This is a genomic window from Micromonospora maris AB-18-032, from assembly GCF_000204155.1.
GTDB lineage: Bacteria > Actinomycetota > Actinomycetes > Mycobacteriales > Micromonosporaceae > Micromonospora > Micromonospora gifhornensis.
On sequence record NC_015434.1, the window covers coordinates 3,167,324 to 3,190,747 of the forward strand.

Here is a 23,424-nt window from a genome sequence, read left to right on the forward strand (position 1 = left end):
ATCGACTCGCTGATCGACGACGACACCCGGCAGTTGCAGGCTGCCGTGCGCGAGTTCGTCGACCGGCGGATCCGGCCGCAGATCGCGACCTGGTACGACGACGGTCAGCTGCCGGCCCGGGAGTTGGCCGTCGAGCTGGGTGAACTCGGCGTACTCGGGATGCACCTGCAGGGGTACGGCTGCGCCGGCACCTCCGCCACCGCGTACGGGCTGGCCTGCTTCGAGTTGGAGGCCGGCGACTCGGGCCTGCGCTCCCTGGTCTCCGTGCAGGGCTCGTTGGCCATGTACGCGATCTGGCGGTTCGGCTCGGAGGAGCAGAAGCAGCAGTGGCTGCCCCCGATGGCCGCCGGTGCGGCGATCGGCTGCTTCGGGCTGACCGAGGCGGACTTCGGCTCGGACCCGTCCGGCATGCGTACCCGGGCCCGCCGCGACGGCAGCGACTGGGTGCTGACCGGCACCAAGATGTGGATCACCAACGGGTCGATCGCGGACGTCGCGGTGGTCTGGGCCCGCACCGACGAGGGCGTACGGGGGTTCCTGGTGCCCGCCGGCACACCCGGCTTCACCACCGCCGAGATCACCCGCAAGCAGTCGCTGCGTGCCTCGGTCACCTCCGAACTCGTCCTCGACGACGTGCGGCTGCCCGCCGACGCCATGCTGCCGGCGGCGGCGGGCCTGTCCGGGCCGCTGTCCTGCCTCAACGAGGCCCGCTTCGGCATCGTCTTCGGGGCGCTCGGCGCGGCCCACGACTGCCTTCAGACCACTGTCGAGTACGCCCGCAGCCGGCAGATCTTCGACCGGCCGCTCGCCGCGTACCAGGCCACCCAGCTCAAGCTCGCCGACATGAGCCTGGAACTGGGCAAGGGGATGCTGCTGGCGATGCATCTCGGCGCGGCGAAGGACGCCGGCACCCTGGACCACCGGCAGGTCAGCCTCGGCAAGCTCAACAGCGTCCGGGAGGCCATCGCCATCGCCCGGGAATGCCGCACCATCCTCGGCGCGGCCGGCATCACCCTCGACTACCCGGTCATCCGGCACGCCGCGAACCTGGAGTCCGTGCTGACCTACGAGGGCACCTCCGAGGTTCACCAGCTGATCATCGGTCAGGTGCTCACCGGCCACTCCGCCTTCCGCTGAGCCGAGGCGTGCCCGGCGAACCCCAGGCCGGGCACGCTCCCTGCGGCGGGCGGGTCATCGGGGGCGTGCGCCGTCGAGGAAGAGGGCGACGATCCTGGTCGGGTCGGTGTCGTCGGTGAGATCCGCGGCGCGGGCCAGATGCAGGAACGCGTTCATCAGGAACGCCGGCTCGCCGGCGACGACCCCCTGGTCGCGCGCCGAGGTGAAGAACGCGGTGACCGGGTCCAGCACCAGATTCACGTAGCAGGCCCGTACGTGGTCACGGGTTTCGTCGGAGACCAGGTGCAGCGCGTCGTAGATGCGTTGCTCGAAGGTGATCGACTCACCCTTCTGCCCGGCCACCACTGCGGCGAGCGTGCCCAGTCGCTCCTCGACGTCACGATGGTCGACGAGCGCGGCGGCGAGCCGCCCACCGACGTCGCGGATGTAACGCTCGGCGACCGCGATGTAGAGGTCCTCCTTGCCGCCCGGAAAATGGTGGTAGATGGACGGCTTCTGGATGCCGACGGTCCGCCCCACCTGCGCCAACGAGATGCCCTGGTAGCCGGTCGCGGCGAGTTGCTCGGCGAAGGCGTCCATGATCTGGGCGCGGGTGTCGGTGTGCGGACTCATCGCTTCTTCCTCGCGTTGCGCAGGGCCAGGGCACAGGCGACGATCCCGGCAACAGCGAGGAAGGCGACTGCCGTGACGCCGACCGGGGCAGCGGTGAGCGTGTCGCCACTGCCGAGTTGACGGGCGGTTTCGACGATATAGGTCAGCGGGTTGACCGTGGCGATCAACCGCATCCAGGTCGCGAGTTCGTCCACCGGCGCGAAGACACCGGTGAAGAAGGACAGCCCGAACACGGCGAGCGGAACCAGCCCGGTGGTGGACGCCGAGGCCGACCGGATCGCCAGCGCGGTGCTCAGCAGCGCGACACCGAGCCCCAGCGCCACCAGCAACAGCAGCATCGTGAACACCCCGGGCCAGCTCTGCGGCCGGTAGCCGATCACCGTCGCCCCGACGACCGTGATCACCATCTGCACGACGACCGCGACCAGCGCGGCCCCGACCGGGCCGACGAGGAACGGGGTGGTGCTGCCGTGGGCGAGCCGGAGGCGGTCGAGGTAACCACTGGTGATGTCGCGCAGCACGAGCGTGCCGGCGGCACCCGCGCCGGTGGCGACCCCGGTGAGCAGGATCAGCGGGAGCAGGAACGCGATGAAGCCGGTCCCGGGCAGGTAGGAACTGCCGACGGTGCTGAGCTGTCCGGCATAGACGAGCAGGAAGAACAGGCTCTGCGCGACGGGTGCGACAAGCAGCGCGGGTGAGCGGAGCACGGCTCGGGTGGACCGCCGCACGGCCGCCAGGACGACGGGAGTCGGGGTACGTCGAGGTGCGGCGACAGCCAACGGGAGGGTCATCGGAAGAACGCCTTTCGGGTAGCGGCGGGAGGTCAGCGGGCGGCCAGGGCGACGAACACGTCGTCGAGCGAGGGTTCGGAGAGGTGAAGTCCGGTGATCTCGCCGGCCACGCCACTGATCTCGGTCAGCGCGTCCCGCAGCGCCGCCGGGTCGTCGGAGATGCCGAGGCGTACCCGGTTGCCGTGGTCGTCGGGGAGGAATCCGACACGGGAGGAGGAGACGAGGGCGGCCGAGGCGGCGTCGGTGGACAGGTCGAGGGTCAGCGTGCGCGTACCCACGCGTTGCTTGAGTGCGGCCGGGGTGCCCTGGGCGACGACCCTGCCCTCGCGCAGCACCGCGATGTCGGTGGCGAGGACGTCGGCCTCGTGCAGGTCCTGAGTCGAGATGAGCAGGGTCGTGCCGTCGGAGTTGAGCCGGGTCAGTTCGGCCCAGAAGTCGATGCGGGCGAGCGGGTCGAGGCCGGTGGTCGGCTCGTCCAGGATCACCAACGTCGGCTCGGCGACCAGTGCCACGGCCAGGTCCAGCTTGCGGCAGGTGCCCCCGGACAGGGTGGCCACCCGGGACGCGCGGTGCTCGCCCAGGCCGAACAGGTCGAGCAGATCACGGGTGCGGCGGGTGCGCTGACGACGCCCCAGGCCCAGGGCCACCGCCTGGAAGTCGAGCACCTCCGTCGGGGTGGCCAGCGGGTCCAGGGCGTTCGACTGCGGTGCGAGGCCGATCAGGCGCCCCGCCTCTCGCGGCTGGCGCACCGTGTCGAAGCCGCCGACGCGTACCGAGCCGGAGGTCGGCACCCGCAGCGTCGCGATGATCTCCAGCAGCGTCGACTTGCCCGCGCCGTTGTGCCCGAGCACGACGAACCGGCTACCCGGTTGCACACGAAGCGCGAGGTCGTCGAGCGCCCGGCGGGTTTCGTAGACCTTGGTGAGCTCGACGGCCTGCACGATCGGATCGGTTGTCATGCCACCACCCTACCTACCGTTAGGTAGGGTGGTGGCATCGGGGGAGTGCCGGGCCCGAAAATCGGGTGCCAGGCGTGCGGGCTCGCGTTAGTGTGCCGCCCATGTCCCCGGTGGAGATCCGGCCGATCGAGGCCGGCGACCTGACGGCCTGCGGCGCGCTGCTGGCACAGCGGCACCGCCGGCAGCGTCTCGCGCAGCCGTTGCTCTCGCCCCGCTTCGAGGCACCCGAGACCGCCGTCGCCGAGGTGACCGCCGCGTTCAAGGCACCGGACGCCTCCGGCGCGGTCGCGATCCGGGCCGGCGTACCGGTCGGGTTCCTGCTCGGTGCGCCGAAGACCTCGCCGCTGTGGGGGCCGAACATCTGGGTGGAAGCGGCCGGCCAGGCGGCCACCGACGCCGAGACGATGCGCGACCTGTACGCGGCGGCCGCGACCCGCTGGGTCGACGAGGGCCGCACCGCGCACTACGTCGTGGTGCCGGCTGACGACCAGGAACTGGTCCGTGCCTGGTTCCGGCTGGGCTTCGGCCAGCAGCACGCGCACGCCGTCCGGCCGGCGACGAAGCTGGCCACGAAGCCCCTGGCGCAAGACCTGACGGTACGCCGGGCCACCCGCGCGGACATCCCGGACCTCGCCCGGCTCGACCTGGAACTACCGGCGCACCAGGGCCTGTCCCCGACCTTCTCGGCCGGCCGGATCGGCACCGTCGAGGAGAGCCTCGACGACTGGGCCGACGACATCGACAACCCGGAGTACGCCACCTTCGTCGCCGTCCGCGACGGCACGGTGATCGGCTCCGCGATCGGGTGTGCGCTGGAGAAGTCGAGCAGCCACCTCGGCCCGGCCCGCCCGGACAACGCCGGTTTCCTCGGCTACGCCGCGGTCTTCCCGCCCGCCCGTGGGGCCGGTGCCGGGCGGGCGCTCGGCACGGCCGTCGTCGACTGGGCCGTCGACAGTGGCTTCGACTGCGTCGTCACCGACTGGCGGGTGACAAACCTGCTGTCCTCACGCACCTGGCCGAGGCTCGGCTTCACCGAGACGTTCCTGCGGCTGCACCGCACGATCGGCTACTGACCCGCGGGCGCCGGCAGTGGTACGCCGATCACGAGGGGGTCCCGAAGATCCGACGTAGCGGGTCCGGGGTCGGGCCCCGGCGGATCCACTCCCGGGGGTAGCCGAGCGAGACCTCCTCGAACCGTACGCCGTCGTAGTAGGTCGTCCGGGGGATGTGCAGGTGACCGTAGACCACCGCGGCGGCCCGGAACCGTACGTGCCAGTCGGCGGTGAGGACCGTCCCGCACCACTGCGCGAACTCCGGGTACCACAGCACCTCGGTGGGCTGGCGCACCAGCGGCCAGTGGTTGACCAGCAGCGTCGGCATCGCCGGATCCGCCGCCGCCAGGCGACGTTCGGACAGCGCCACCCGGGCATGGCACCAGGCCTCCCGGTCCGGATAGGGGTCCGGGTGCAGCACCATCTCGTCGACGCAGACCACACCCTTGTCGTACGCCTGGCGCAGCGCCTCCTCCTTGGTGTCCGCGCCCGGCGGCCGGAACGTGTAGTCGTAGAGCAGGAACAGCGGGGCGATCGTCACCGGCCCGCCCGGCCCTCGCCAGACGGCGTAGTCGTCCTCCGGGGTGAGCACGTCGATGTCCCGGCACATTCGGACCAGGTCCCGGTAGCGGTGCTCGCCGCGCAGCCGCACCGGATCCGACGCGTGCGTCCACAGCTCATGGTTGCCGGGTGCCCAGATCACCCGGGCGAACCGGCCACGCAGCAGGCGCAACGTGCGTTCGATGTCGTCGAAGCGCTCACCGACGTCACCGGCGACGACCAGCCAGTCGTCGGCGGACTCCGGCTCGATCCGGTCGACGATCTGTCGATTTTCCGCATACCCGACATGCAGGTCGCTGGTCGCGAAGAGTGATCCCGCCATCCCGTCGATCATCCCAGTCCGGCCTTCAGGAGGCCAGACTGGCGTAGCGGCCGTTGCGGTTGCTCAGGCTGCGGTGGTCGCCGGCCTCGACGATCCGGCCGTGGTCGAGCACCACGATCTGGTCGGCGTCGCGGACGGTGGAGAGGCGGTGGGCGATGGTGATCGTGGTACGCCCCTCGGCGAGCACGTCGAAGGCCCGTTGCACGGCCCGTTCGGTCTCGGTGTCCAGGGCGCTGGTGGCCTCGTCGAGGACCAGGATCCGCGGGTCACGCAGCAGCGTCCGCGCGATGGCCAGGCGCTGTTTCTCGCCGCCGGAGAACCGGTGGCCGCGCGAGCCGACCATGGTGTCGTACCCGTCGGGAAGGCCGGTGATCAGGTCGTGGATCTGGGCCGCGCGGGCGGCCTGCTCGATCTCGGCGTCGGTGGCGTCCGGCCGGGCGTAGCGCAGGTTCTCCCGGACGGTGCTGTGCAGCAGGTACGTCTCCTGACTGACCACGCCGACGATCGCGGCCAGGTCGGCCAGGCGCAGGTCGCGCAGGTCCACGCCGTCGATGGTGACCCGGCCGGCGGTCGGGTCGTACAGCCGGCTGATCAGCGCGGCGAGGGTGCTCTTGCCGGAGCCGGTCTCACCGACCACCGCGAGGTGGGCGCCGGCGGGTACGTCGAGGTTGATCCCGGCGAGGGCGGCGGTGTCGTTGCCCGGGTAGGTGAAGGTGACGTCCTCGAAGCGCACGTGCCCGCGTACCCGGGCGGGGTCGAGGCGAACCGGTTCGGCGGGGTCGTCGACGTCGACCGGCAGGTCGAGGTACTCGAAGATCCGGGCGAACAGCGCCAGCGACGCGGCCAGCGAGACGCCCACGTTGAGCAGCCCGGTCAGCGGCCGGAACAGGCCGCTCTGCAGGGCGGTGAAGGCGACCAGGGTGCCGATGCTCAGCGTGCCGGCGGTGCCGGGCAGACCGGCGGCGAGGTAGATGACGGCGGGTACGGCGGCGAAGATGATGCTCATCGTGGCCATCCGCCACCGGCCGGCCAGTTCGCTGCGCAGCTCCAGGTCCACCAGCCGTGCCGAGGAGGCGGTGAACCGGTCGATCAGGGCGGGCCCGGTGCCGAGGGTCTTGGCCAGCTGCACCCCGCTGATCGACAGCCCTTCCTCGACGGTGACGTTGAGGTCGGCGAGTTCGCGCTGGCGGCGGGCGGTGATCTCTCGGCGCATCCGGGCGACCCGGCGGGTCAGCCAGATCGCCGGCGGCAGCACGACAAGCGAGACCAGGGAGAGCTGCCAGGACAGCGCCACCATGGCGACCGCGGTCGCGACCACTGTGGTGAGGTTGGACGCCACGGCGGTGGCGGTGGAGGTGACCACCGACTGCATCCCACCGATGTCGTTGGTGATCCGGGACTGCACCTCCCCGGTGCGGGTGCGGGTGAAGAAGCCAAGCGACTGTCGCTGGAGGTGGCCGAAGACGTCCGTGCGCAGCCGGTGCATGACCTGTTGACCGACCCGGGTGGAGATCCAGGTCTGCACCACGCCGAGCACGGCGGTGACGGCGGCCACCGCGACCATGCCGAGGACCAGCCAGACCAGCAGGGTCGTGTCGCCTTCGGGCAGGGCGCGGTCGATCACCGTACGCAGCAGGAACGGGGTGGCCATTGCGATGATCGAGGAGGCCACGATGATCGCGGTGACGACGGCCAGCGCGGGCCGGTGCGGGGTGAAGAGTCGACCGATGCGGCGCAGTGACACCTGGCGGGCCTGCGCCTTCTCCTCGGCGCTGAGGGTGCGGTGGCCGCGGTCGCGGCCGCTGGGGGAGGGTTCCAAGGGAACCGCCTCTCGTCGGGATCAGATGCTGAGGTTACCTCTCTATGAGGGTGCAACCGTATCCCGTGCTACGGTATTCCGGTGACCGAGCCCACCACCGGCGGTGTCAACGACGACGAGAGCCTGGCGGAGACCTTCAGGGCGGTGGCGGCGCGGCTGCGCCGGCAGACCCGCGAGGCCCTCGAACCCTGGGCGGTCACCCCCAGCCAGTCCCGGGCGCTCGGCGTGTTGGCGCGCCTCGGCGAGGCCCGCCCCGGCACGCTCGCCGAGCACCTGCGCATCGCGCCCCGATCGGCCACCGAAGTCATCGACGACCTTCAGGAACGCGGGTTCGTCGCGCGCCGGCCCGACCCGGCCGACCGGCGGGCCACCCTGGTCGCGCTCACCGAGGAGGGCCACCGGGTCGGCACCGAGATCCGCGCGGCCCGCCGGGCCGCCGCGGACCGCTTCTTCGGGCACCTCGACGACGCCGACCGGGCCGAGCTGACCCGCATCCTGCGTACTCTCCGGACCTGATCGGGTCAGGCGGCGTACCGCAGCAGTCGATGCAGGAGGTCGACGACCTCCTCGGGAGTGAACGCCATGGCGTTCTCCCCGACTGTCACCTCGAACGCGCACCGGTGCGGGTCCGGCGCCGACCAGGTCCGGCGGAACAGCTCGACGCCGGTCTCGGCGAGCAGGGCCGCGGCGGCCCGCTCGGCGGCGGCCGGCCCGACGGGCAGGTGGATGTGGAACAGCGGCGTCTGCGGCGGATCCGGCACCACCCGGGCCACCCCGTCGGCCGTGATGGCTGCGGCGATCACCAGCGCGTGGTCGCGGTAGACCGGCAGGCGCGGCAGGCGGGTGTCCAGGCCGTGCAGGGCGGCCAGCGCGAGCGGCCAGGCGTCGTAGACGTCGCCACCGAGCCGCCGCCGCCAGGTCCGGGCTTCGGCCAGGACGTCGGCCGGCCCGGCGAGCACCGCACCACCGGTGCCCTGGAGACCCTTGTAGAGCGAGACGTACGCGGTGTCGAACAACGCGGCGATCTCGGCGAACGGCCGTGCGTAGTACGTCTGAGCCTCCCAGAGCCGGGCACCGTCCAGATGGGTCGCCGCACCGCGTCCGCGTACCGCCGTCGTCTGGGCGACCAGGTCGTCCCACTGCGGCAGTTGGCCGCCGATGTCACGCTGCGGAAGCTCCCAGACCACCGCCGCGAGCGGCTCGCCGACGGCGACCAGGTCGTCGTGGTCCATCAGCCGGTGCCGGTCGCCGGCCGGGTGGCAGTGCAGCCCGTGGACGACGGCGTACCCCCGATGTTCCCAGACCTCCAGGTGGCTCTGCGGGTGCGCGGCGAACGCCCGGCGTCCCCGGCGGTCGGCGTGGATGCGCAGCGCGACCTGTTGCGCCATCGTCCCGGACGGGAAGAACAGCGCCTCCTCCTTGCCGAGCAGCGCGGCGATCCGCCGCTCCAGGGCGGCCACCGGCCCGTCCGGCCCGTGGGGTGGGGTGTCGGCGTCCACCTGCGCCAGCATCGCGCGCAGCATCTCCTGGGGACGGCGATGCAGTTCGGAGTGCAGCACCAGGGACCGTCGCACGGTCCGACCCGTGGTGGTCACCGGGCGTCGGCCGGAGTCCTGCGGGGTACGTGGCTCAGCGTTCATGCCGGCACCCTACCTTGTTGCAAGTTATTTGCAATAAGGACCTGAGGGTGGCTGGTGCCGGGTCGGGACAGCGAGCGGGCCCGCCACCGGCGTACCGGCGGCGGGCCCGTGGATCATCCGGGTCGGGCGTCGACTCAGAAGGCGAGGGCCTTCTGGCCGCCGACCACCGGCAGGCGCAACTCGCTGTGCTTGGGCGCCACCCGCAACTCGGTGCCACCCAGGGGCAGCAGGGTGTACGCCTGGTCGGTGGAGAAGACCACCACGCCGATGCGGTTACCCGCCGGGAAGACGTAGTCCTTCGGCTCCAGGGTCCACTTCAGGTCGTACAGCTTGCCCTGCTTCAGCGGCTCGGTGCGCGCCGCGTCCTTGCGGTTCTGCGGGTCGAGCCAGCCGCGGGTCACCACGGTCGGCGCGGCGGTCGAGCCGGCCGGGCCGTAGTTGACCAGGTACGCGGTCAGGTTCGCGGCCGACTTGTTCTCGATCGCCATCCGCAGGCGCATCTCCGCGCGCCCGGAGATCCGGACGTCCTGGGTCAGCTCCGGGGTGAGGTAGGCCAGCCGGTTCGGGTTGGCCGCGTCCGGCGTGGCGACGAGCGCGTTCGGCGACAGGGTGCGGCCGTTGTCGACGAAGCTCTGCTCGACGGTGGCGTCCTTGGGGCGCTTGCCGGCGATCAGCGTGCCCGGGCTGGTCGCGTCGGTTGCGCCGAGCGCCAGCTTCACGTCACGGGTGGCCGGGTCCGGCCAGTTGGCGTACGTGGTGTTGACCCGGTCCTCGCGCTGCACCACGGCGGTCGGCTCGTCCATGATGCCGTTGGGCACGTTCCACAGCCAGAAGTCGAACCAGCGGTTCTCGGTCTGCTTGTACGTCCAGGTCTGACCGTCGGGCAGGGTCACCGCGGCGGTGTTGCCCGGCGAACTGTGCCCACCCTGGTGCAGCCAGAGCTTGCGCGGCACCTTGTGCTTGGCCAGCTCGTCCCACCAGCCGGCGAACTGCTCGGTACGCACGTTCCAGTCGTTGAGACCGTGCACCACGAAGACGCTGGCCTTGACCTTCTTGGCGTCGAGGTAGTCGCGGTCGGCCCAGAACTTCGAGTAGTCGCCGGTGACCCGGTCCTGCTCCTCGGTCAGCTTGGCCATCTCGTCGGCGCAGTGGCCCTCGGCGCGGGCCCGACCGGCGGTGTACTTGGCCAGGATGTCGGCGTCCTCGCCCTGGTAGCCGCCGGGCGCGACGACCAGACCGTTGGCCCGGTAGTAGTCGTACCAGCTGCTGATCGCGGCGACCGGCACGATCGTCTTGAGGCCCTTGACCCCGGTGGTGGCGACCTGGTTGGGCAGGGTGCCGTTGTAGGAGGCGCCGGTCATGCCGACCGCGCCGGTGCTCCAGTCGGCCTTGACCGGTGCGCCGTTGGCGTCGTACCCCTTGGCCCGGCCGTTGAGCCAGTCGATGACCGCCTTGGTGCCAAGCGTCTCGGCCTGGTCGCCGCTGGTCGGGCAGCCGTCCGAGTCGCCGGTGCCGACGCTCTGGCCGAGCACTACCGCGTACCCGCGCGGCACGTAGTAGTCGTCCAGCTGGCCGGGCAGGTTGGGCTTGGTCACCGCGCCCTGCGTCTCGACGTCGGCGGACAGCGACACGGACGGGTGGGTCACACCGTTCTGCGGCAGCTCGTCGACAAGCACGCTGTGGTAGGGCACGCTGCCCCAGGTGCCCTTGCGGTACGGGCTGTGCTCGAAGATGACCGGCACCTTGAAGCCTTCGGTGGCGGTCTCCCGAGGACGGGAGATGTCGATCGCGACCCGGTCACGACGGCCGTCGCCGTCGGTGTCCACCGGAGTCTCGACGTACACCCGCTCCTCGATCGCGTCGGCGAGCGAGAAGACCGGCTGGGTCATGCCGTCGCTGACCACGATGCCGGGGGTGGTGGAGGCGGGCGCGGGTTTCGCGGCGACCGGGCTGGCGCTGAGCACCAGCGCACCGGTCACACCCACGCCCACCAGGGCTAGATGGGGGGTTCGACGCACGTGTGGTTTCCCTTCACTCGGCTGTTGGCCGATGTCAACCAGGGGGTCACGGTTGGTGATCCACATGCTAGACCTGGTCACCCCGCGGACGGCACCCCGCTTACTCGCTGACCGGCGGAAAGTCGGAAAGGGACAATGATGTCCGGCCGTTCGGTCGACTTCGGACGCCGCGCGTGCTGACCGATCAGGTCGACCGCGTCGCAGCGACGGTCCCGGGCGTACCGAGCGCCGCCGCCAGCGACGGCAGCATCGCGTCGTCCGCTGCGGACCCGAGGGCGTAGACGAACCGGTCCGGCCGCAGCACCACCGCGTCACACCGGTGCCGACGCAGCCACGCGACGATAACGCCGTCGACGTCGACGACATGCACCTGCCCGTCATCGGGCTCGGCACAGGTCGCGGCCGGTCCCGTGCCCGCCGGATGCACCACGACGGTGCGCACCGGCACCCCCGGCCAGCCGGACCCGCCGGCCGGCACCGCCGTGCCCAGCAGGGCGAATCCGGCACCGAGCACCTCGTCCAGCAGGACCGGGTCGGTCGACCCGGCCACGGTGACCCGGGGCTGCGGGAACATCGTGCCCACCGCACCATGGCGCCGCCCACCGGCGAACAGGCCCCGGTCGTACGCGGGCAGGGGTTTGAACTCGAAACGTCGCACGAACCGGCGAACCCGGGGCACGGTCTGCACCGCCCGCAGCGCGGTGTCCCGCAGCCAGGCGGCGGGGCGACTGCGGGCCAGGAACACCCGTCCGAGCCGGACGCTGGTGTCCGCCATCGCCGCGGTGTGCCCACGCCGTTCGACCTCGTACGTGTCCAACAGCGCGGGGTCGGCGTCGCGCCCGAGCACCAGGGCGAGCTTCCAGGTCAGGTTCGTCGCGTCGCGCAGCCCGCTGCACAGGCCCTGCCCGAGGAACGGGGGCATCTGGTGGGCGGCGTCGCCCAGCAGGAACACCCGCCCCTCCCGCCACCGCTGCGCGATCAGGTGGTGGAAGGTGTAGATCACCGCCCGGGTGACGGTGAACCGGGCCGGATCGACGTACGGCTCGACCAGTTCGGCGATCCGCTCCGGGCGGGTCATGTCGGCCTCGGTCTCGTCCGGCTGGAGCATGAACTCGGCCCGGTAGCTGCCCCGGGCACCGGGGGAGACGAACGCCGGCCGTCGCCAGTCGCAGACGAACGTGGTGTGCGGCGCCCGGATCGCCTCCGCCGGCACGTCACCGGAGACGGCCAGCCACGGTTCGGCGTAACTCGCCCCGGCCAGCGGGATGCGTACGGCCGCGCGGGTGGTGCTGCGGGCGCCGTCGCAGCCCAGCACGTACCGGGCCCGCACCGGGTACGACTGCCCGGTGGCCACCTCGCGCAGCACCAGGTGCACCCGGTCGTCGTCCTGGTAGAGGCTTACCAGTTCGGTGCCCAGCCGCAGCTCGACGTGGTCGTACCTGTCGAGCCCGCCCCGCAGGACGTGCTCCAGGCGCGGCTGGTCGAAGAAGTTCAGCGGCGCGTGCCCGAACCCGAAGTCGACCTGCGAGAAGTCGATTGTGGCGAAGGTCCTCCCGGCGGCGTTGACGTAGTCGGCCCGGGCCGGCTGGTGCAGGTCGGCACCGATCTGGTCGAGCAGGCCCACCTGCTGGTAGATCCGCAACGCCTCGTCGTCGCAGGAGAACGCCCGGGGCTGCCCGTGCGGCGTCGTGCTGCGCTCCACCACAAGTGTGCTCACCCCGCGCAGGCCGAGCAGGTTCGCGGTCAACGCGCCGACCGGACCGCATCCGACCACCACGACGTCGACGTCTGCGGCTGCCGGCTGCGGTGCTGGCTGAGCGGGCTTCATGACTGTTCCTCCCACACCATTGCCCGGTGTGCCCGGGTCGGATCTGACGGTGGTCAGCACAGCAGCCGGGTGTGGAAGTGGCGTGGAGATGTTGTTGAGGTCAGCCCGACTGGCCGCCGAGCTGCGGTGGGAACCGGGCCAGCAGCAGTTCGGCCCCCTGCTCCTCGGCGAGGCGGGCACCGGCCGCCAGCGCGGCCGGGTCGTCGCGGGCGATGCCGCGGATGCGGTGCAGTTCGGCGGCGAACACCGTCTCACCGAGCCGGTCCACCACGGCCAAGCCGTCCTGCGCCAACGCCGCCGCGGTGTCCCGGTCACCCGCGGCCAGGTACGCCTCGGCCATCGCGGTGAAGGTGACGGTGCGGGTGGCGCGCAGCCCCGGACGGTAGATGCCCTCCACCGCGACGCGCATCGCCGCCAGCCGCTCCGGGGCACCACCTCGGGCATCGGCCCACTCCCGGAAGAACCCACCGGTGGCCACGAAGTGCGGCATGCCGTTGGCCGCGCCGATCTCCTGGCATCGGGCGGCGGCGGCCCGCACCATCGGCACGTCCCGTTCCTGAAGGCCCGTCCAGGCCGCGAACAGGGCGGCGTTGGCTCGACCGTACGGGTCGTCCAGCCGCTCCGCGAGCAGTTCGGCGTCCCGGATGTCGCGCCGGGCCGCCACCGGGTCACCGCGCAGTGACCTGACCAGGGCGCGGAAGTTGTGGGCGGCCAGCACCGGCAGGCGACCCACCTGCCGGCCCAGCAGCCGCGAGTCCACCGCCCCGAGCCGGTCGATCGCGGCGGTGAGCCGTTGGTCGGCCTTGTCGAGCCGGCCGGTGAAGTAGCCGATCACCCCGAGCAGGTACTCACCGGCCGCCACGGTCAACTCATCGGTGCCGGTGCCGGTGCCGGCTTGGCAGAGTCGCTCGGCCAGGTCGGTGCAGCCGGCGTAGTCGGCCTGGTTGGCGGCCAGTTCGCCCAGCGCCCACAACGCCGGCCGTACGTCGGTGTCCGGCCCGACCAGGGCGAGCAGCTCGCGCGCCCGGGCGCAGACCTGGTCGACGGCGTCGGCGCCGACACCAACCGTCATCTGGAGCAACGCGGCCCGGTGCAGTTGCACGTCGAGTTCGGTGCGGGCCGCCGTGGCGGAGCCGACGGCCCGGGCCAACCGGTGTGCCGCCCGGTTCAGGTGGCCGAGCGCGTCCTCGTAGGCGAACCGTCGGGTGGCGTCGTCGGCCGCCGCCAGCGACCACCGCAGGTGTTCCGCCTCGTGACCGAGTCCCGCGGCCTGCCCGTAGTGGCGCGCCAACTCGGCCGGGCCGACCACCCCGGACCGTTCGTAGACACCGGCCAGCCGGGCGTGCAGAGTGGCCCGCCGCGGCGGCGGCAACTCGGCGTAGGCGACCTCGGCGAACAGCGGGTGACGAAACCGCACCCCGCCCGGCTCGGCCTCGGTGACCAACTCGGCGGTGTAGGCCGCGCTCAACGCCTCGGCGACGGCGTCGGCCGGCAGTTCGAGGACCTCGGCCATCGTGGTGGCGTCCAGATCGTCGCCGGCCGCCGCGAGCAGAGCCAGACAGTCGCGAGTCGCTGCGGGCAGCCCACCGAGGCGCAACCGGACGGTGTCCCGGATGCTCGGCGGCAGGTCCGTGCCGGCCGGATCGGCGCGGGCACGCAGCAGTTCGGTGATGAAGAACGGGTTGCCGCCGGTACGGGTGACCAACCGTGCCAGCGCCGGCCCGGCCGGTGGCGCACCGGTGCGTCGCCGCACCAGGTCGGCCACCGCATCGCTGGTCAGCCCGGTCAGCCGCAGTCGACCGAAGCCGGGGCCGCGGGCCAGCTCCGCCACCGTGGCCACCAGCGCCGCATCGTGTTCGTACGGCCGCAGGGTGGCCAGCACCAGGGCGCGGGTGCCGGGCAGCGCGGTGGTGAGGAAACGCAGCAGCAGCAACGAGTCCGGGTCGGCGGCGTGCAGATCGTCCAGGACGATGAGCAGCCCCGCCGGTTCGGCCGCCGCGCGGACCAGCTCCGCCACCGCCTCGTACGCCTGGAACCGGGCCGCCGGATCGGGGCTGACCTCGCCGGTCGCGTCGTGGGCCGGCCCAGCGGCGAACCCGTCGAGCCCGCGCACCGTTCCGCTGGCCCCGACCTGTGGCATGGCCACGAGGCCGCGCACCACCTGCCGCCACAGCCAGAACGGCGGCGCCTGCCCGAGGTCGGGACAGTGTCCCCACACCACCGCGACGCCGTCGGCCCGGGCGACGGCGCCGACCGTCGCGGCCAGGCTGGTCTTGCCGATCCCCGGTTCACCGACCACGATGGCGCTGCGGCCGTGCTCGCGGGTCGCCCCGGCCAACGCCGCCACCAGCCGGGCCAGCTCGGCACCCCGACCCACCAGCGCTCCCGCCGGGTCACCCGACCCCACCGGCACAAGACGCGAACCGGTTCCCACCTGCGCCGGCACGGGTGAGGCGCTCGCGCCCGGCGAGACCGCCTGCTCCAGGATCAGCGTGTGCAGCTCCCGTAGGTGCGCGCCGGGATCGATCCCATATTCGTCGACCAGGATCCGGCGGCCCTCGTCGTACGTGGCCAGCGCCTCGGTCTGCCGGCCGGCCCGGTACAGCGCCAGCATCAACTGGGCGCGGGCGGTCTCGCGTACCGGGTGGGCCGCCACGAACTGACGCAGCTCGGCGAGGACAGTCGCGTGCCGGCCGGCGGCGACGGCCGCGGTGAACCGTCCCTCCTCGGCGATGAGTCGCAGCTCGGCCAACCGCGCCGCCTCGGGACGTACCGCGGCCAACTCGGCCGCTCCGGTCATCGGCTCACCCCGCCAGAGCCGTAACGCGTCGTGGTAGTCGCGTTCGGCGGCCGCCGGCTCACCGGCGCTCAGGCGCTCCGCCGCCCGGTCCACCAGTTGCCGGAACCGGGTCGCGTCGATGCTGTCAGGATCGACGCGAAGCTCGTAGCCCTTCGATCGGCTCCGCAGGATGCGGGCCGCCTCGCGGGGGGAGCGGTGCGGCTCCACGGCCCGGCGCAGCCCCGCCACGTACGTGCGCAGGGTGATGTCCGCACTGGGCGGCGGTCGGCCGTCCCACAGAGCGTCGACCAGCCAGTCGGCGGCGACGAACCGGTTCGGCCGAAGCAGGAACAGCACCAGCAGTGCCCGCTGCTTGGGCCCACCGAGTGGCACCACCTGCCCGTCCCGGACCACCTCCGGCGGCCCCAGCACCCGGAACTGCACTCCACCACCATCTTCGGCCCGACCTGGCCCGGCCGAGTATGCCAGCTGACGATCCTTCGGCCTGTCGCCTGGCCGTCCTGACAGGACTGCGACCTGCCGCCACGCCGGTGCTCCGGCTGTCAGCCCATGCTCTTGGTGCCGTCGATGGACTCGCGGATGATGTCGCGTGACCGGCGTGCTGGGACGTCTCGGCGACGAGGTGCAGCAGCACCCGGCGCGCCGACCAGCGGACACCGGACTCGAACCACGGTGCGTCGGGCAGGGGTTGGCTGGCGTCCAGATCCGGCAGGGTGCGGATCAGGTCGTCGGTGTGCTTGGCGACCGTGTCGTAGGCCGCGAGGATGCCGGCCAGTGTCTCGCCGGGCAACATCTGGAACGTCTGCGCTCGCTGTTCGAAGGTGGCCGGGTCGGTGACGCTCGGCATCGCCGTTGCACCGTGCTGGATGAAGCTAGCCCAGGTCTACGGCGGCTCGGTCATGACGGGCCCCTTTCGTCGGTTTCAGCCCGCACGCTATCGGCCACCTCCGACATTCCACGCCTTCGTCCGACAAGCGCCGCTGGCCCGACGAACGGCAGTGGCGTGGTCGACTCCGCCCGTACCCGTAGGTCAGTCTCCGCTGGCCAGCGCCTCGCGCATCCGGTTGATCTCGACGTTCTGCTCCACCACCACGCTGCTGGCCATCTCGTTGATGAGGGGTTCGCTGCCGAGCACGAGCGCCTCGTTGGCCATCTTGATCGCACCCTCGTGGTGTTCGGTCATCATGACGACGAACATCCGGTCGAAGTCGGCGCCGCGAGCGGCGGTGAGACGGTTCAGCGCCTCCGCCGACTGCATACCGGACATCGTGTGCCGGTGGTCGCCGCCGGAGTTGCGGTCCAGACCGCGTTCGGCCAGCCAGTTCTCCATGAACTTGATCTCGGGCTCCTGGGCCGCCAGCATGCGCTCCGCGATGCGTTTGAGCTGCTCGTTCTCGCCTCGGTCGGGGACCAGTCGGGCCATCACCAGCGCCTGCTCGTGGTGCGGGATCATCATGGTGACGAAGCGGATGTCCGCGTTGTTGTGCGGCTGGCGCGGCAGGGCCGACACCTCGTTCGCCGGGGCAGTCCGGGCCGTTTCGCCGGGGCGGCCGGGCAACAACACCGGCGCGGTGGAGTCCGGCAGGCCGGGCAACTCGATGGCCTGCGTCGGGCTGGCGGTCGCCGCCGGCTCCGATGTGTCCTCCGGCTGCAGGAACAGCACCGCGGCCCCGACGGCGAGTACCGCCAGCACCGCCAGTTCGACCAGCACGACCGCCCGTGACTGGCGGAGAACCTTGCCTATCCGTACGCCTTGCACGACTTGCCTCCCGCCGTGGACCCGAGGTTGGCCGGGATCGTAACGCGGCCTGCGGATATGACAGCAGGGGTTGGGGACGTGGAAAAGACGTCATTAGTCGTTCCTGCGGTTGTTCGTGCTCCCGGTGTTGCCTAATCGTGATCATGGCGTCCGGTCAACTGTGACCCAAATCACAAAAATTCGCGGTCCCGCAGGTTATCGTCCCGCTACCCCCAATTCACCCACGACGAAGGGTGTAACTACATGTCACAACCAACCGCGCGAGGGAAGCGGAGGGCCATCCTCGGCCTCGCCGCCACCGGCGCCCTCCTCCTCAGCACGGTCGCGGCGGCGCCGGCGAGCGCCGCCGCGAACGTGATCCCGGGCGTTGACGAGATCGTCAGCAGCGCCAACCTCACCCAGATCGCCAATGTGCCGAAGTTCGGCGGCTTCGCCGCCGAGTCCTCGTACAACAGTGACCTGGCGTTCCAGGGCGACCACGTGTTCGCCGGCAACTACAACGGGTTCACCGTCTACGACGTGAGCACCCCCGCCTCACCGCAGGTGGTCAGCCAGGTCGTCTGCCCGGGTGGGCAGGGCGACCCGTCGGTCTTCGGCAACCTGCTGTTCTTCGCGGTCGACTCGCCCCGTAGCGACGACTCGTGCAGCAGCGGCTCCGGCTCGGTGGCCAACGCGGCCCACTGGGAGGGTGTCCGGATCTTCGACGTCAGCGACAAGGCCAACCCGCAGTACATCAAGTCGGTCCGTACCGACTGCGGGTCGCACACCCTGACGCTGGCGCCGAGCAAGGACGGCAAGGACGTCTACGTCTACGTCCAGTCGTACAGCCCGTCGGCCAGTGCGGCGTACTGCCGGCCGCCGCACGACAAGATCTCGATCATCAAGGTCCCGGTGGCGAACCCGACCAGCGCCTCCGTGGTCGCCACCCCGGTGCTCTTCCCGGACGGCGGCAACACCAACACCAGCGGTTGCCACGACATCACCGTCTACCCGGAGCTGGACCTCGCGGCCGGCGCCTGCATGGGTGACGGCATCCTGATGGACATCTCCGACCGGGAGAACCCCGTCGTCCTCAGCAAGGTCCGCGACACCAACTTCGCGTTCTGGCACTCGGCCACCTTCAACAACGCCGGCACCAAGGTGCTCTTCACCGACGAGCTCGGCGGCGGCAGCGGCGCGATCTGCACGTCCAACTACCGGACCAACCAGGGCGCGAACGCGATCTACGACATCGTCGGCTCCGGGGCCAACCGCCAGCTGGTCTTCAAGAGCTACTTCAAGATCCCGCGGGAGAACAGCACCCGGGAGAACTGCGTCGCCCACAACGGCTCGCTGATCCCGGCCATGGGCCGCGACATCATGGTCCAGGCGTGGTACCAGGGCGGCATCTCGGTGATCGACTTCACCGACTCCGCCAACCCGTTCGAGATCGCCTACTGGGAGCGGGGTCCGCTGTCGGACACCCGGAACATCCTCGGTGGATCCTGGTCGGCGTACTGGAACAACGGCTACATCTACTCGAACGACATTCAGAAGGGCCTGGACGTCCTCAAGCTGGACGACCCGCGTACGAACAACGCGCGGGCGATCGCCTTCGAGGAGCTGAACGTCCAGACCCAGCCCAGCTACCCGTCCTGCACCACCGTCCTGCGTGGACGGCAGAACGGTAGCCTCACCATCAAGTCCGGCATCACCTGCTTCGACGGGGTGACGCAGAACGGCGCGATCAAGGTGAACCCGGGCGCCGGTCTGATCGTCTTCGACTCGAAGCTCAACGGTTCGATCCAGGCCACCGGCGCCTCGGTGGTGTCGATCGTGGAGAGCAGCGTCAACGGTTCGGTGAACGCCCCCGGCGCCACCATCCGTGACACCAAGGTGAACGGATCCGTGCGGACCAGCTGATCCGTACCCCCGTCACCACAGCACCACAGCTCCGGCCCGGCGGATTCCCGCCGGGCCGGAGCCCGGTCCGGCCCCGGCACGTCGCGCGGCCCGGCACCTCACTCACGACACAGGGGTACGTCCGGCTCGACGACGGTACGGTTGATGATGTCCTTGCTGACGAAGGTCGCCTCCTTCGGGATCGGCACCCCCAGCACGACCTCGATCGCCTTGGCCAACGGCGCGGAAACGTTGAGGCCCTCACCCGCCCGCGCGGTCACCACGAGCGTGGTACCCCGACACTTCACCGCCGGCCCGGCCAACGGCAGACCCACCCGACCGGCCGCCGAACCGTTGGTCAACCCCAGCGAGGCCACCACGCCGACGAACGGCCCGGCACCGGCCACCGGCAGACCGAGCATCAGACCGAAGCGGAACTCCGCGGCCACCACGATCGCCTCGACACCGACCGACACCCCCCGCAGCGACTGCATGATGCTCTCCTGCACGGAGAAGGTCGGGGTGAGCACCGAACCCCCTTCGTAACCGATCGGTCCGGTCAGACCCCACCGGCCGGTGCCCGAGATGTTGCCGTTCTTCGCGGTGAACGCCGTCTGGACGAGGAACTTGAACGTCTGCTTGAGTGTCGCCGGGAAGCCGCCGATGATGATCGGCTGCGACAACTCGATCGGTAGCTCGATGCGCGCCTTCTTGTTGTCACTCAGCCCACCCTGCGCGCCGGCCGCGACGGTGATGGCGAGACCGTGCACCCCGTCGATGCGGAACCGAGGGTGGGGGATCACCCCGTTTGTCACCTTCACGTTGCCCGACAGCCGGAGGTTGTCGAGGAGCAACTGGATGTCGAAGTCGACCTTGAGGCCGGAGGCCGCCGTGCTGTGCTGCGCGGTCAGGCCCACTTTGGTACGACCCAGGTAGGCGGTCACGCCCCACCCGCCGATCTTGCGTTCCATGCTGTGGGTCGCGCCCCCGCCGCCAGGTGCGCGAGCGGGCCCGAGCACAATCGGCGGTACGGCGATCCGCAGGTCGGACAACTCGCTCTCGTTCGCGCCCAGCCCGAGCGCGCCGCCGGTGCCCCCGCGCAGGTCGAGCGTGCCGCCGCCCGTGCGCCCGCTCAGGCCGAGCGCACCGCCGCCCATGCCGCCGCCCAGGCCGATGGCGTTGCCGGTCAGGCCGGTGGCGTCCGCCGCGTCGGGCAGCACGGGGGTGGCCGGTGCGTCCTCCTCGACCACCTCGCCGAGCAGGTCGGGCAAGGGGCTGAACTGCTGCGCGGTCAGGTCGAGCGGCTGGTCGAAGGTGATGTCCGCGTCGCGGACCACATCGGTCAGCTGCACCGGAGCCAGGGTGACCGCCCGGTCGCCGCCGGAGTTCTCCACCCGTACCACCCGGCCGACCGCCTGACTGGTGGCGAACATGATCTTGCCGGGCTGGAGTTCGTCCGCCCCGGGGGCGTCACCGTCGACGACATAGGTGAACCCGTCGTCACTGACCGAGCGGATGGCCTTGCCGCCGCCTTCGACGAGCACCACGTCCGGCTGGTAGACCACTGAGTCGTCCGGCTTCGGGGCGTACCCGTATCGGTCGTCGGCGTCCCCGCCGCCACCTGGCAGCTTGACCCTGCTGCATCCGGCGGTCAGCACGACGGCGCAGGTCAGGGCCAGCGCGCCGCTCACCCAGCGACGCACGGCGACCGCGTCGATCCGGCCCGCGAACGGAGTTCTGAGCATCCTCCGACGCTATGTCGTCCGGCCCTACGCCGAATCCGGTGTTTCCCTACGAATCAGTGCTCACGGCCGGCCCGCGACCGCGGTATCCGTCGACTGTCGCCGCGTCCCCGCCGTGTCGCCGGTGGCAGGGCGGAGGGAAGTCCGTCCTTGCGCCCATCCGGTCGAGGCGAGCATCGGCACCGGTCGAGGGGAGCATCGGCACGTCGACCGTCGATGTGTTTGGCCTGGGTGGACCTGGGCATGTCTGCACCGGAAGGAGTCCCCGTCCCAGGTCGTGCGGAGGGAAAGCGATGCCAGCAGGATCGAGTCCCAAGCGGGAACGGCAGTACGAACACATCAAGGCCAGCGCCAAGAAGCGTGGCGTGGGGGAGGGCCGCGCCAAGGAGATCGCCGCCCGGACGGTGAACAAGGAACGGGCCCGGGCCGGCGAGTCGCGTACCGCGAGCCGATCGTCGCTCGACGACGTCTCGTCCGGACATCGCGGCGGCAAGCGGTCGCACAGCGGAGCGCAGGGGCGTACCAAGGAGCAGCTCTACAACGAGGCGCGCAAGCGTGGCATCAAGGGCCGCTCCTCGATGTCGAAGGAGCAGTTGGAAAAGGCGCTGTCCAGCCGGTGAGACACCGGGCCGCTGCCGCGGCGCGCCGTTTCGCCGAAACGGCGGGGTGCGCAGTGGCGGGATACCGCCGTTTCAGCGAAACGGAGTCGATGACCGTCCGCTGGAAGCAGGCTCGCTGTCAGTCGGCGGGGTCGGTGATGTCGGCGAGGGTGGCCGCGAGTGCTGCCAGAGCGGCGTCGGCCTCGACGAGCACGGCCGTACCGTGTCGTCCGGTACCGAGGGTGATCGTGCGGCCCCGGATCCGTTCGTCGGCCACGACCGGCCATCGGTTGGTCGCGCCGAACGGGGTGATGGCACCCCGCTCGTAGCCCGTCACCGCCTTGGCCGTGTCGGCGTCCGGCAGGGACAGCCGGTTCACCCCGAGCAGCGCCCGTAGCCGGGGCCACGAGATGACCCGGTCACCCGGAACGAGCACGAACAGGTAGTCGTCGTCGCTGCGGCGTACCACCAGGGTCTTCACCACATCGGGCACCGCCACGCCGAGTGCGGCGGCGGCCTCGTCGAGGCTGCGGACCGGGCCGTGTTCGACGACCTGGTGGCGCAGGCCGGCCGCGGCGAGTGCGTCGAGAGCCGGCGTGGACACGACGACAGCCTATCGTCGTACCCGTCGGCGCAGGTCGGTACGCGGACGTCGTGATGTCGGACCCGCGCACTAGCCTTGGCGGCATGCAGCAGGCTGTGTCCGGTGGGAGCCACGATGGCTGACGCCGACGACGTGCGGCGCCTGGCGCTGGCGTTGCCCCAGGTGGTGGAGATCGACAGCGACGGCTTCGACTTCCGGGTGGCGGACAAGGGCTTCGTCTGGTCCTATCCTGAGCGTCGCCCGGGCAAGCCCCGCACCATCCGCACCGACATCGCCGTGCTGTACGTCGGTGACGAGGCCGAGAAGCAGGCGCTGCTGCTAGGTGAGCCGGAGACCTTCTTCACCACCCCCGGCTACGACGGGTTGCCCCTGGTCATGCTGCGACTGACGCGGGTGGACGCCGAGCGCCTCGCCGAACTCGTCACCGATGCCTGGCGGATGCGCGCCCCGGAGTCGGTCGCGGCCGAGGTTGACGACCGGTTCGGCTGACGGGCGCCGACCACTAGACTTCCGCGGTGCCGTTGACCTTGCCCTCGCATCTGGCGGCGGTCCTGCCGCTGAAGCTGTGGCGGCCACGATGGTTCGACGGGGTGGCGTTGTCGGCCGGTGCCGTGGCACCGGACGTGGCCCACCTGATGTACCGCGCGGATGGGCCCGGCTTCCCGGACACGCACACCTGGCCCGCGTTGGTCTGGTGGTGCCTACCCGTGGCATTGGCGTACGCCCGGATCTTCCGGTCCTCGATCGGCACTGTCGCGGCCCACCTGCCGCAGAACCGCCGGTTCGGGTGGTGGGTCGACGGGCCGCCGGCGGGCGGCGGCCATCGCTTGTGGGTCACCGTCACCTCGGCGTTGGTCGGTGCGGCCAGCCACCTTGCCTGGGACTGGCTCACCCACACGGACGACTGGCTGGCCGTGGTGTTCGGTGTCCGTTGGTCGAGCGTCACCGACGTCGCCTGGTGGACGGTGTCGGATCTGACCAGCACCGCGCTCGGTGCCGTCGTCGCGATCTGGTGCCTGGCCCTTCTCGGGCGACCCGACGCCAGGGGAACGGACATACCCGAGCGGGCCACCCGCCCGAAGGCGTTCTGGGGCGCCGTCATTGTCGTTGCCGCCGTGGGCCTGGTTACGGTGCCGATGCTGCCCGGCGCGTCGTCTCCCGCCGCCACCGGCGTACGCCTCATCCACCTCGTCGGTGCGGCGTTGCTGGCCGGTGTCCTCGTGGTGCGGTTCTGGCCGGCCCGCCGGTCCGGCTGAGCGTCGACACCGTCCACCGACCGGCCTTTTGGATCTTGTTGGTT

18 protein-coding genes and 2 pseudogenes are annotated in these 23,424 nt (G+C 71.2%); 7 read left to right on the forward strand and 13 right to left on the reverse strand.

Translation table 11 applies throughout. The features are described from left to right. The gene (locus VAB18032_RS14065) at positions 1-1,137 is read left to right on the forward strand and encodes an acyl-CoA dehydrogenase family protein (protein WP_415878015.1); all 1,137 of its coding nucleotides are present in this window, start codon (positions 1-3) and stop codon (positions 1,135-1,137) included. A 54-nt stretch (positions 1,138-1,191) separates the two neighbouring features. Here VAB18032_RS14065 and VAB18032_RS14070 read toward each other — a convergent pair whose 3' ends face one another. The 3 genes from VAB18032_RS14070 to VAB18032_RS14080 are packed head-to-tail and all read right to left on the reverse strand — an operon-like array spanning position 1,192 to position 3,499. Next, the gene (locus tag VAB18032_RS14070) at positions 1,192-1,749 is read right to left on the reverse strand and encodes a TetR/AcrR family transcriptional regulator (protein WP_013733519.1); all 558 of its coding nucleotides are present in this window, start codon (positions 1,747-1,749) and stop codon (positions 1,192-1,194) included. Next, positions 1,746-2,540 (reverse strand): ABC transporter permease, encoded by a 795-nt coding sequence (locus VAB18032_RS14075; RefSeq protein ID WP_013733520.1) that lies wholly within the window; start codon positions 2,538-2,540, stop codon positions 1,746-1,748. Before VAB18032_RS14075 ends, VAB18032_RS14070 begins: the two co-directional genes overlap by 4 nt. 32 nt (positions 2,541-2,572) lie before the next feature. Then, the gene (locus tag VAB18032_RS14080) at positions 2,573-3,499 is read right to left on the reverse strand and encodes an ABC transporter ATP-binding protein (protein ID WP_013733521.1); all 927 of its coding nucleotides are present in this window, start codon (positions 3,497-3,499) and stop codon (positions 2,573-2,575) included. Between the two features lie 101 nt (positions 3,500-3,600). On the opposite strand from VAB18032_RS14080, the gene VAB18032_RS14085 reads away from it, so the two are divergent. Then, the gene (locus VAB18032_RS14085) at positions 3,601-4,572 is read left to right on the forward strand and encodes a GNAT family N-acetyltransferase (protein ID WP_126711998.1); all 972 of its coding nucleotides are present in this window, start codon (positions 3,601-3,603) and stop codon (positions 4,570-4,572) included. Between the two features lie 28 nt (positions 4,573-4,600). Here the strand turns inward: VAB18032_RS14085 and VAB18032_RS14090 are convergent, their stop codons facing one another. Together VAB18032_RS14090 and VAB18032_RS14095 are read right to left on the reverse strand one after the other, a co-directional pair. Continuing rightward, the gene (locus VAB18032_RS14090) at positions 4,601-5,434 is read right to left on the reverse strand and encodes a metallophosphoesterase family protein (protein ID WP_050814741.1); all 834 of its coding nucleotides are present in this window, start codon (positions 5,432-5,434) and stop codon (positions 4,601-4,603) included. Positions 5,435-5,459: 25 nt separating this feature from the next. After that, positions 5,460-7,253, reverse strand: a complete 1,794-nt coding sequence (locus VAB18032_RS14095) for an ABC transporter ATP-binding protein (RefSeq protein ID WP_013733524.1) — start codon at positions 7,251-7,253, stop codon at positions 5,460-5,462. Positions 7,254-7,334: 81 nt separating this feature from the next. Here VAB18032_RS14095 and VAB18032_RS14100 point away from each other — a divergent pair, with 81 nt between their 5' ends. Next, positions 7,335-7,769 (forward strand): MarR family winged helix-turn-helix transcriptional regulator, encoded by a 435-nt coding sequence (locus VAB18032_RS14100; protein ID WP_013733525.1) that lies wholly within the window; start codon positions 7,335-7,337, stop codon positions 7,767-7,769. A 5-nt stretch (positions 7,770-7,774) separates the two neighbouring features. On the opposite strand, the gene VAB18032_RS14105 is transcribed toward VAB18032_RS14100, so the two are convergent. From VAB18032_RS14105 to VAB18032_RS14125, 6 genes and pseudogenes are all read right to left on the reverse strand, one after another. After that, positions 7,775-8,893: a threonine aldolase family protein gene (locus VAB18032_RS14105; RefSeq protein WP_013733526.1), complete on the reverse strand. Its 1,119-nt coding sequence runs from the start codon at positions 8,891-8,893 to the stop codon at positions 7,775-7,777. Positions 8,894-9,027: 134 nt separating this feature from the next. Beyond that, complete coding sequence (locus tag VAB18032_RS14110) at positions 9,028-10,911, reverse strand: Xaa-Pro dipeptidyl-peptidase (protein ID WP_043724234.1); 1,884 nt, start codon at positions 10,909-10,911, stop codon at positions 9,028-9,030. Between the two features lie 184 nt (positions 10,912-11,095). Continuing rightward, positions 11,096-12,739: a bifunctional 3-(3-hydroxy-phenyl)propionate/3-hydroxycinnamic acid hydroxylase gene (locus VAB18032_RS14115; RefSeq protein WP_013733528.1), complete on the reverse strand. Its 1,644-nt coding sequence runs from the start codon at positions 12,737-12,739 to the stop codon at positions 11,096-11,098. Positions 12,740-12,839: 100 nt separating this feature from the next. Further along, positions 12,840-15,962, reverse strand: coding sequence for an ATP-binding protein (locus VAB18032_RS14120; RefSeq protein ID WP_013733529.1), 3,123 nt, complete (start codon positions 15,960-15,962; stop codon positions 12,840-12,842). 223 nt (positions 15,963-16,185) lie between these two features. Next, positions 16,186-16,386, reverse strand: a pseudogene (locus VAB18032_RS30760) (mycothiol transferase); the annotation flags it as partial. Positions 16,387-16,569: 183 nt separating this feature from the next. Next, on the reverse strand, positions 16,570-17,298 hold the full coding sequence (locus tag VAB18032_RS14125) for a DUF305 domain-containing protein (RefSeq protein ID WP_126712004.1): 729 nt from the start codon (positions 17,296-17,298) through the stop codon (positions 16,570-16,572). A 243-nt stretch (positions 17,299-17,541) separates the two neighbouring features. Between VAB18032_RS14125 and VAB18032_RS14130 the strand changes: the two are divergent. Continuing rightward, a pseudogene (locus VAB18032_RS14130) lies at positions 17,542-18,918 on the forward strand (LVIVD repeat-containing protein); the annotation flags it as partial. A 380-nt stretch (positions 18,919-19,298) separates the two neighbouring features. On the opposite strand, the gene VAB18032_RS32330 reads toward VAB18032_RS14130, so the two are convergent. After that, positions 19,299-20,924, reverse strand: coding sequence for a hypothetical protein (locus VAB18032_RS32330; protein WP_013733532.1), 1,626 nt, complete (start codon positions 20,922-20,924; stop codon positions 19,299-19,301). Between the two features lie 290 nt (positions 20,925-21,214). On the opposite strand from VAB18032_RS32330, the gene VAB18032_RS14140 reads away from it, so the two are divergent. Then, complete coding sequence (locus tag VAB18032_RS14140) at positions 21,215-21,541, forward strand: hypothetical protein (RefSeq protein ID WP_013733533.1); 327 nt, start codon at positions 21,215-21,217, stop codon at positions 21,539-21,541. 118 nt (positions 21,542-21,659) lie between these two features. On the opposite strand, the gene VAB18032_RS14145 is transcribed toward VAB18032_RS14140, so the two are convergent. Next, the gene (locus VAB18032_RS14145; protein ID WP_013733534.1) at positions 21,660-22,124 is read right to left on the reverse strand and encodes an aminoacyl-tRNA deacylase; all 465 of its coding nucleotides are present in this window, start codon (positions 22,122-22,124) and stop codon (positions 21,660-21,662) included. Positions 22,125-22,238: 114 nt separating this feature from the next. Here VAB18032_RS14145 and VAB18032_RS14150 point away from each other — a divergent pair, with 114 nt between their 5' ends. Next, on the forward strand, positions 22,239-22,613 hold the full coding sequence (locus VAB18032_RS14150) for an MmcQ/YjbR family DNA-binding protein (protein WP_043720677.1): 375 nt from the start codon (positions 22,239-22,241) through the stop codon (positions 22,611-22,613). Between the two features lie 26 nt (positions 22,614-22,639). After that, a complete protein-coding gene (locus VAB18032_RS14155; protein ID WP_013733536.1) occupies positions 22,640-23,380 on the forward strand; it encodes a DUF4184 family protein in 741 nt (246 codons plus the stop codon). The last annotated feature ends 44 nt before the right edge of the window (positions 23,381-23,424 follow it).

What these genes read in the sequence shown, in the direction of transcription:
- VAB18032_RS14105 (WP_013733526.1), bottom strand. Translation starts at nt 8,893, where the DNA reads ATGAACGCTGAGCCACGTACCCCGCAGGACTCCGGCCGACGCCCGGTG.
- VAB18032_RS14080 (WP_013733521.1), bottom strand. Translation starts at nt 3,499, where the DNA reads ATGACAACCGATCCGATCGTGCAGGCCGTCGAGCTCACCAAGGTCTAC.
- VAB18032_RS14070 (WP_013733519.1), bottom strand. Translation starts at nt 1,749, where the DNA reads ATGAGTCCGCACACCGACACCCGCGCCCAGATCATGGACGCCTTCGCC.
- VAB18032_RS14115 (WP_013733528.1), bottom strand. Translation starts at nt 12,739, where the DNA reads ATGAAGCCCGCTCAGCCAGCACCGCAGCCGGCAGCCGCAGACGTCGAC.
- VAB18032_RS14075 (WP_013733520.1), bottom strand. Translation starts at nt 2,540, where the DNA reads ATGACCCTCCCGTTGGCTGTCGCCGCACCTCGACGTACCCCGACTCCC.
- VAB18032_RS14090 (WP_050814741.1), bottom strand. Translation starts at nt 5,434, where the DNA reads ATGGCGGGATCACTCTTCGCGACCAGCGACCTGCATGTCGGGTATGCG.
- VAB18032_RS14150 (WP_043720677.1), top strand. Translation starts at nt 22,239, where the DNA reads ATGGCTGACGCCGACGACGTGCGGCGCCTGGCGCTGGCGTTGCCCCAG.
- VAB18032_RS14140 (WP_013733533.1), top strand. Translation starts at nt 21,215, where the DNA reads ATGCCAGCAGGATCGAGTCCCAAGCGGGAACGGCAGTACGAACACATC.
- VAB18032_RS32330 (WP_013733532.1), bottom strand. Translation starts at nt 20,924, where the DNA reads ATGCTCAGAACTCCGTTCGCGGGCCGGATCGACGCGGTCGCCGTGCGT.
- VAB18032_RS14085 (WP_126711998.1), top strand. Translation starts at nt 3,601, where the DNA reads ATGTCCCCGGTGGAGATCCGGCCGATCGAGGCCGGCGACCTGACGGCC.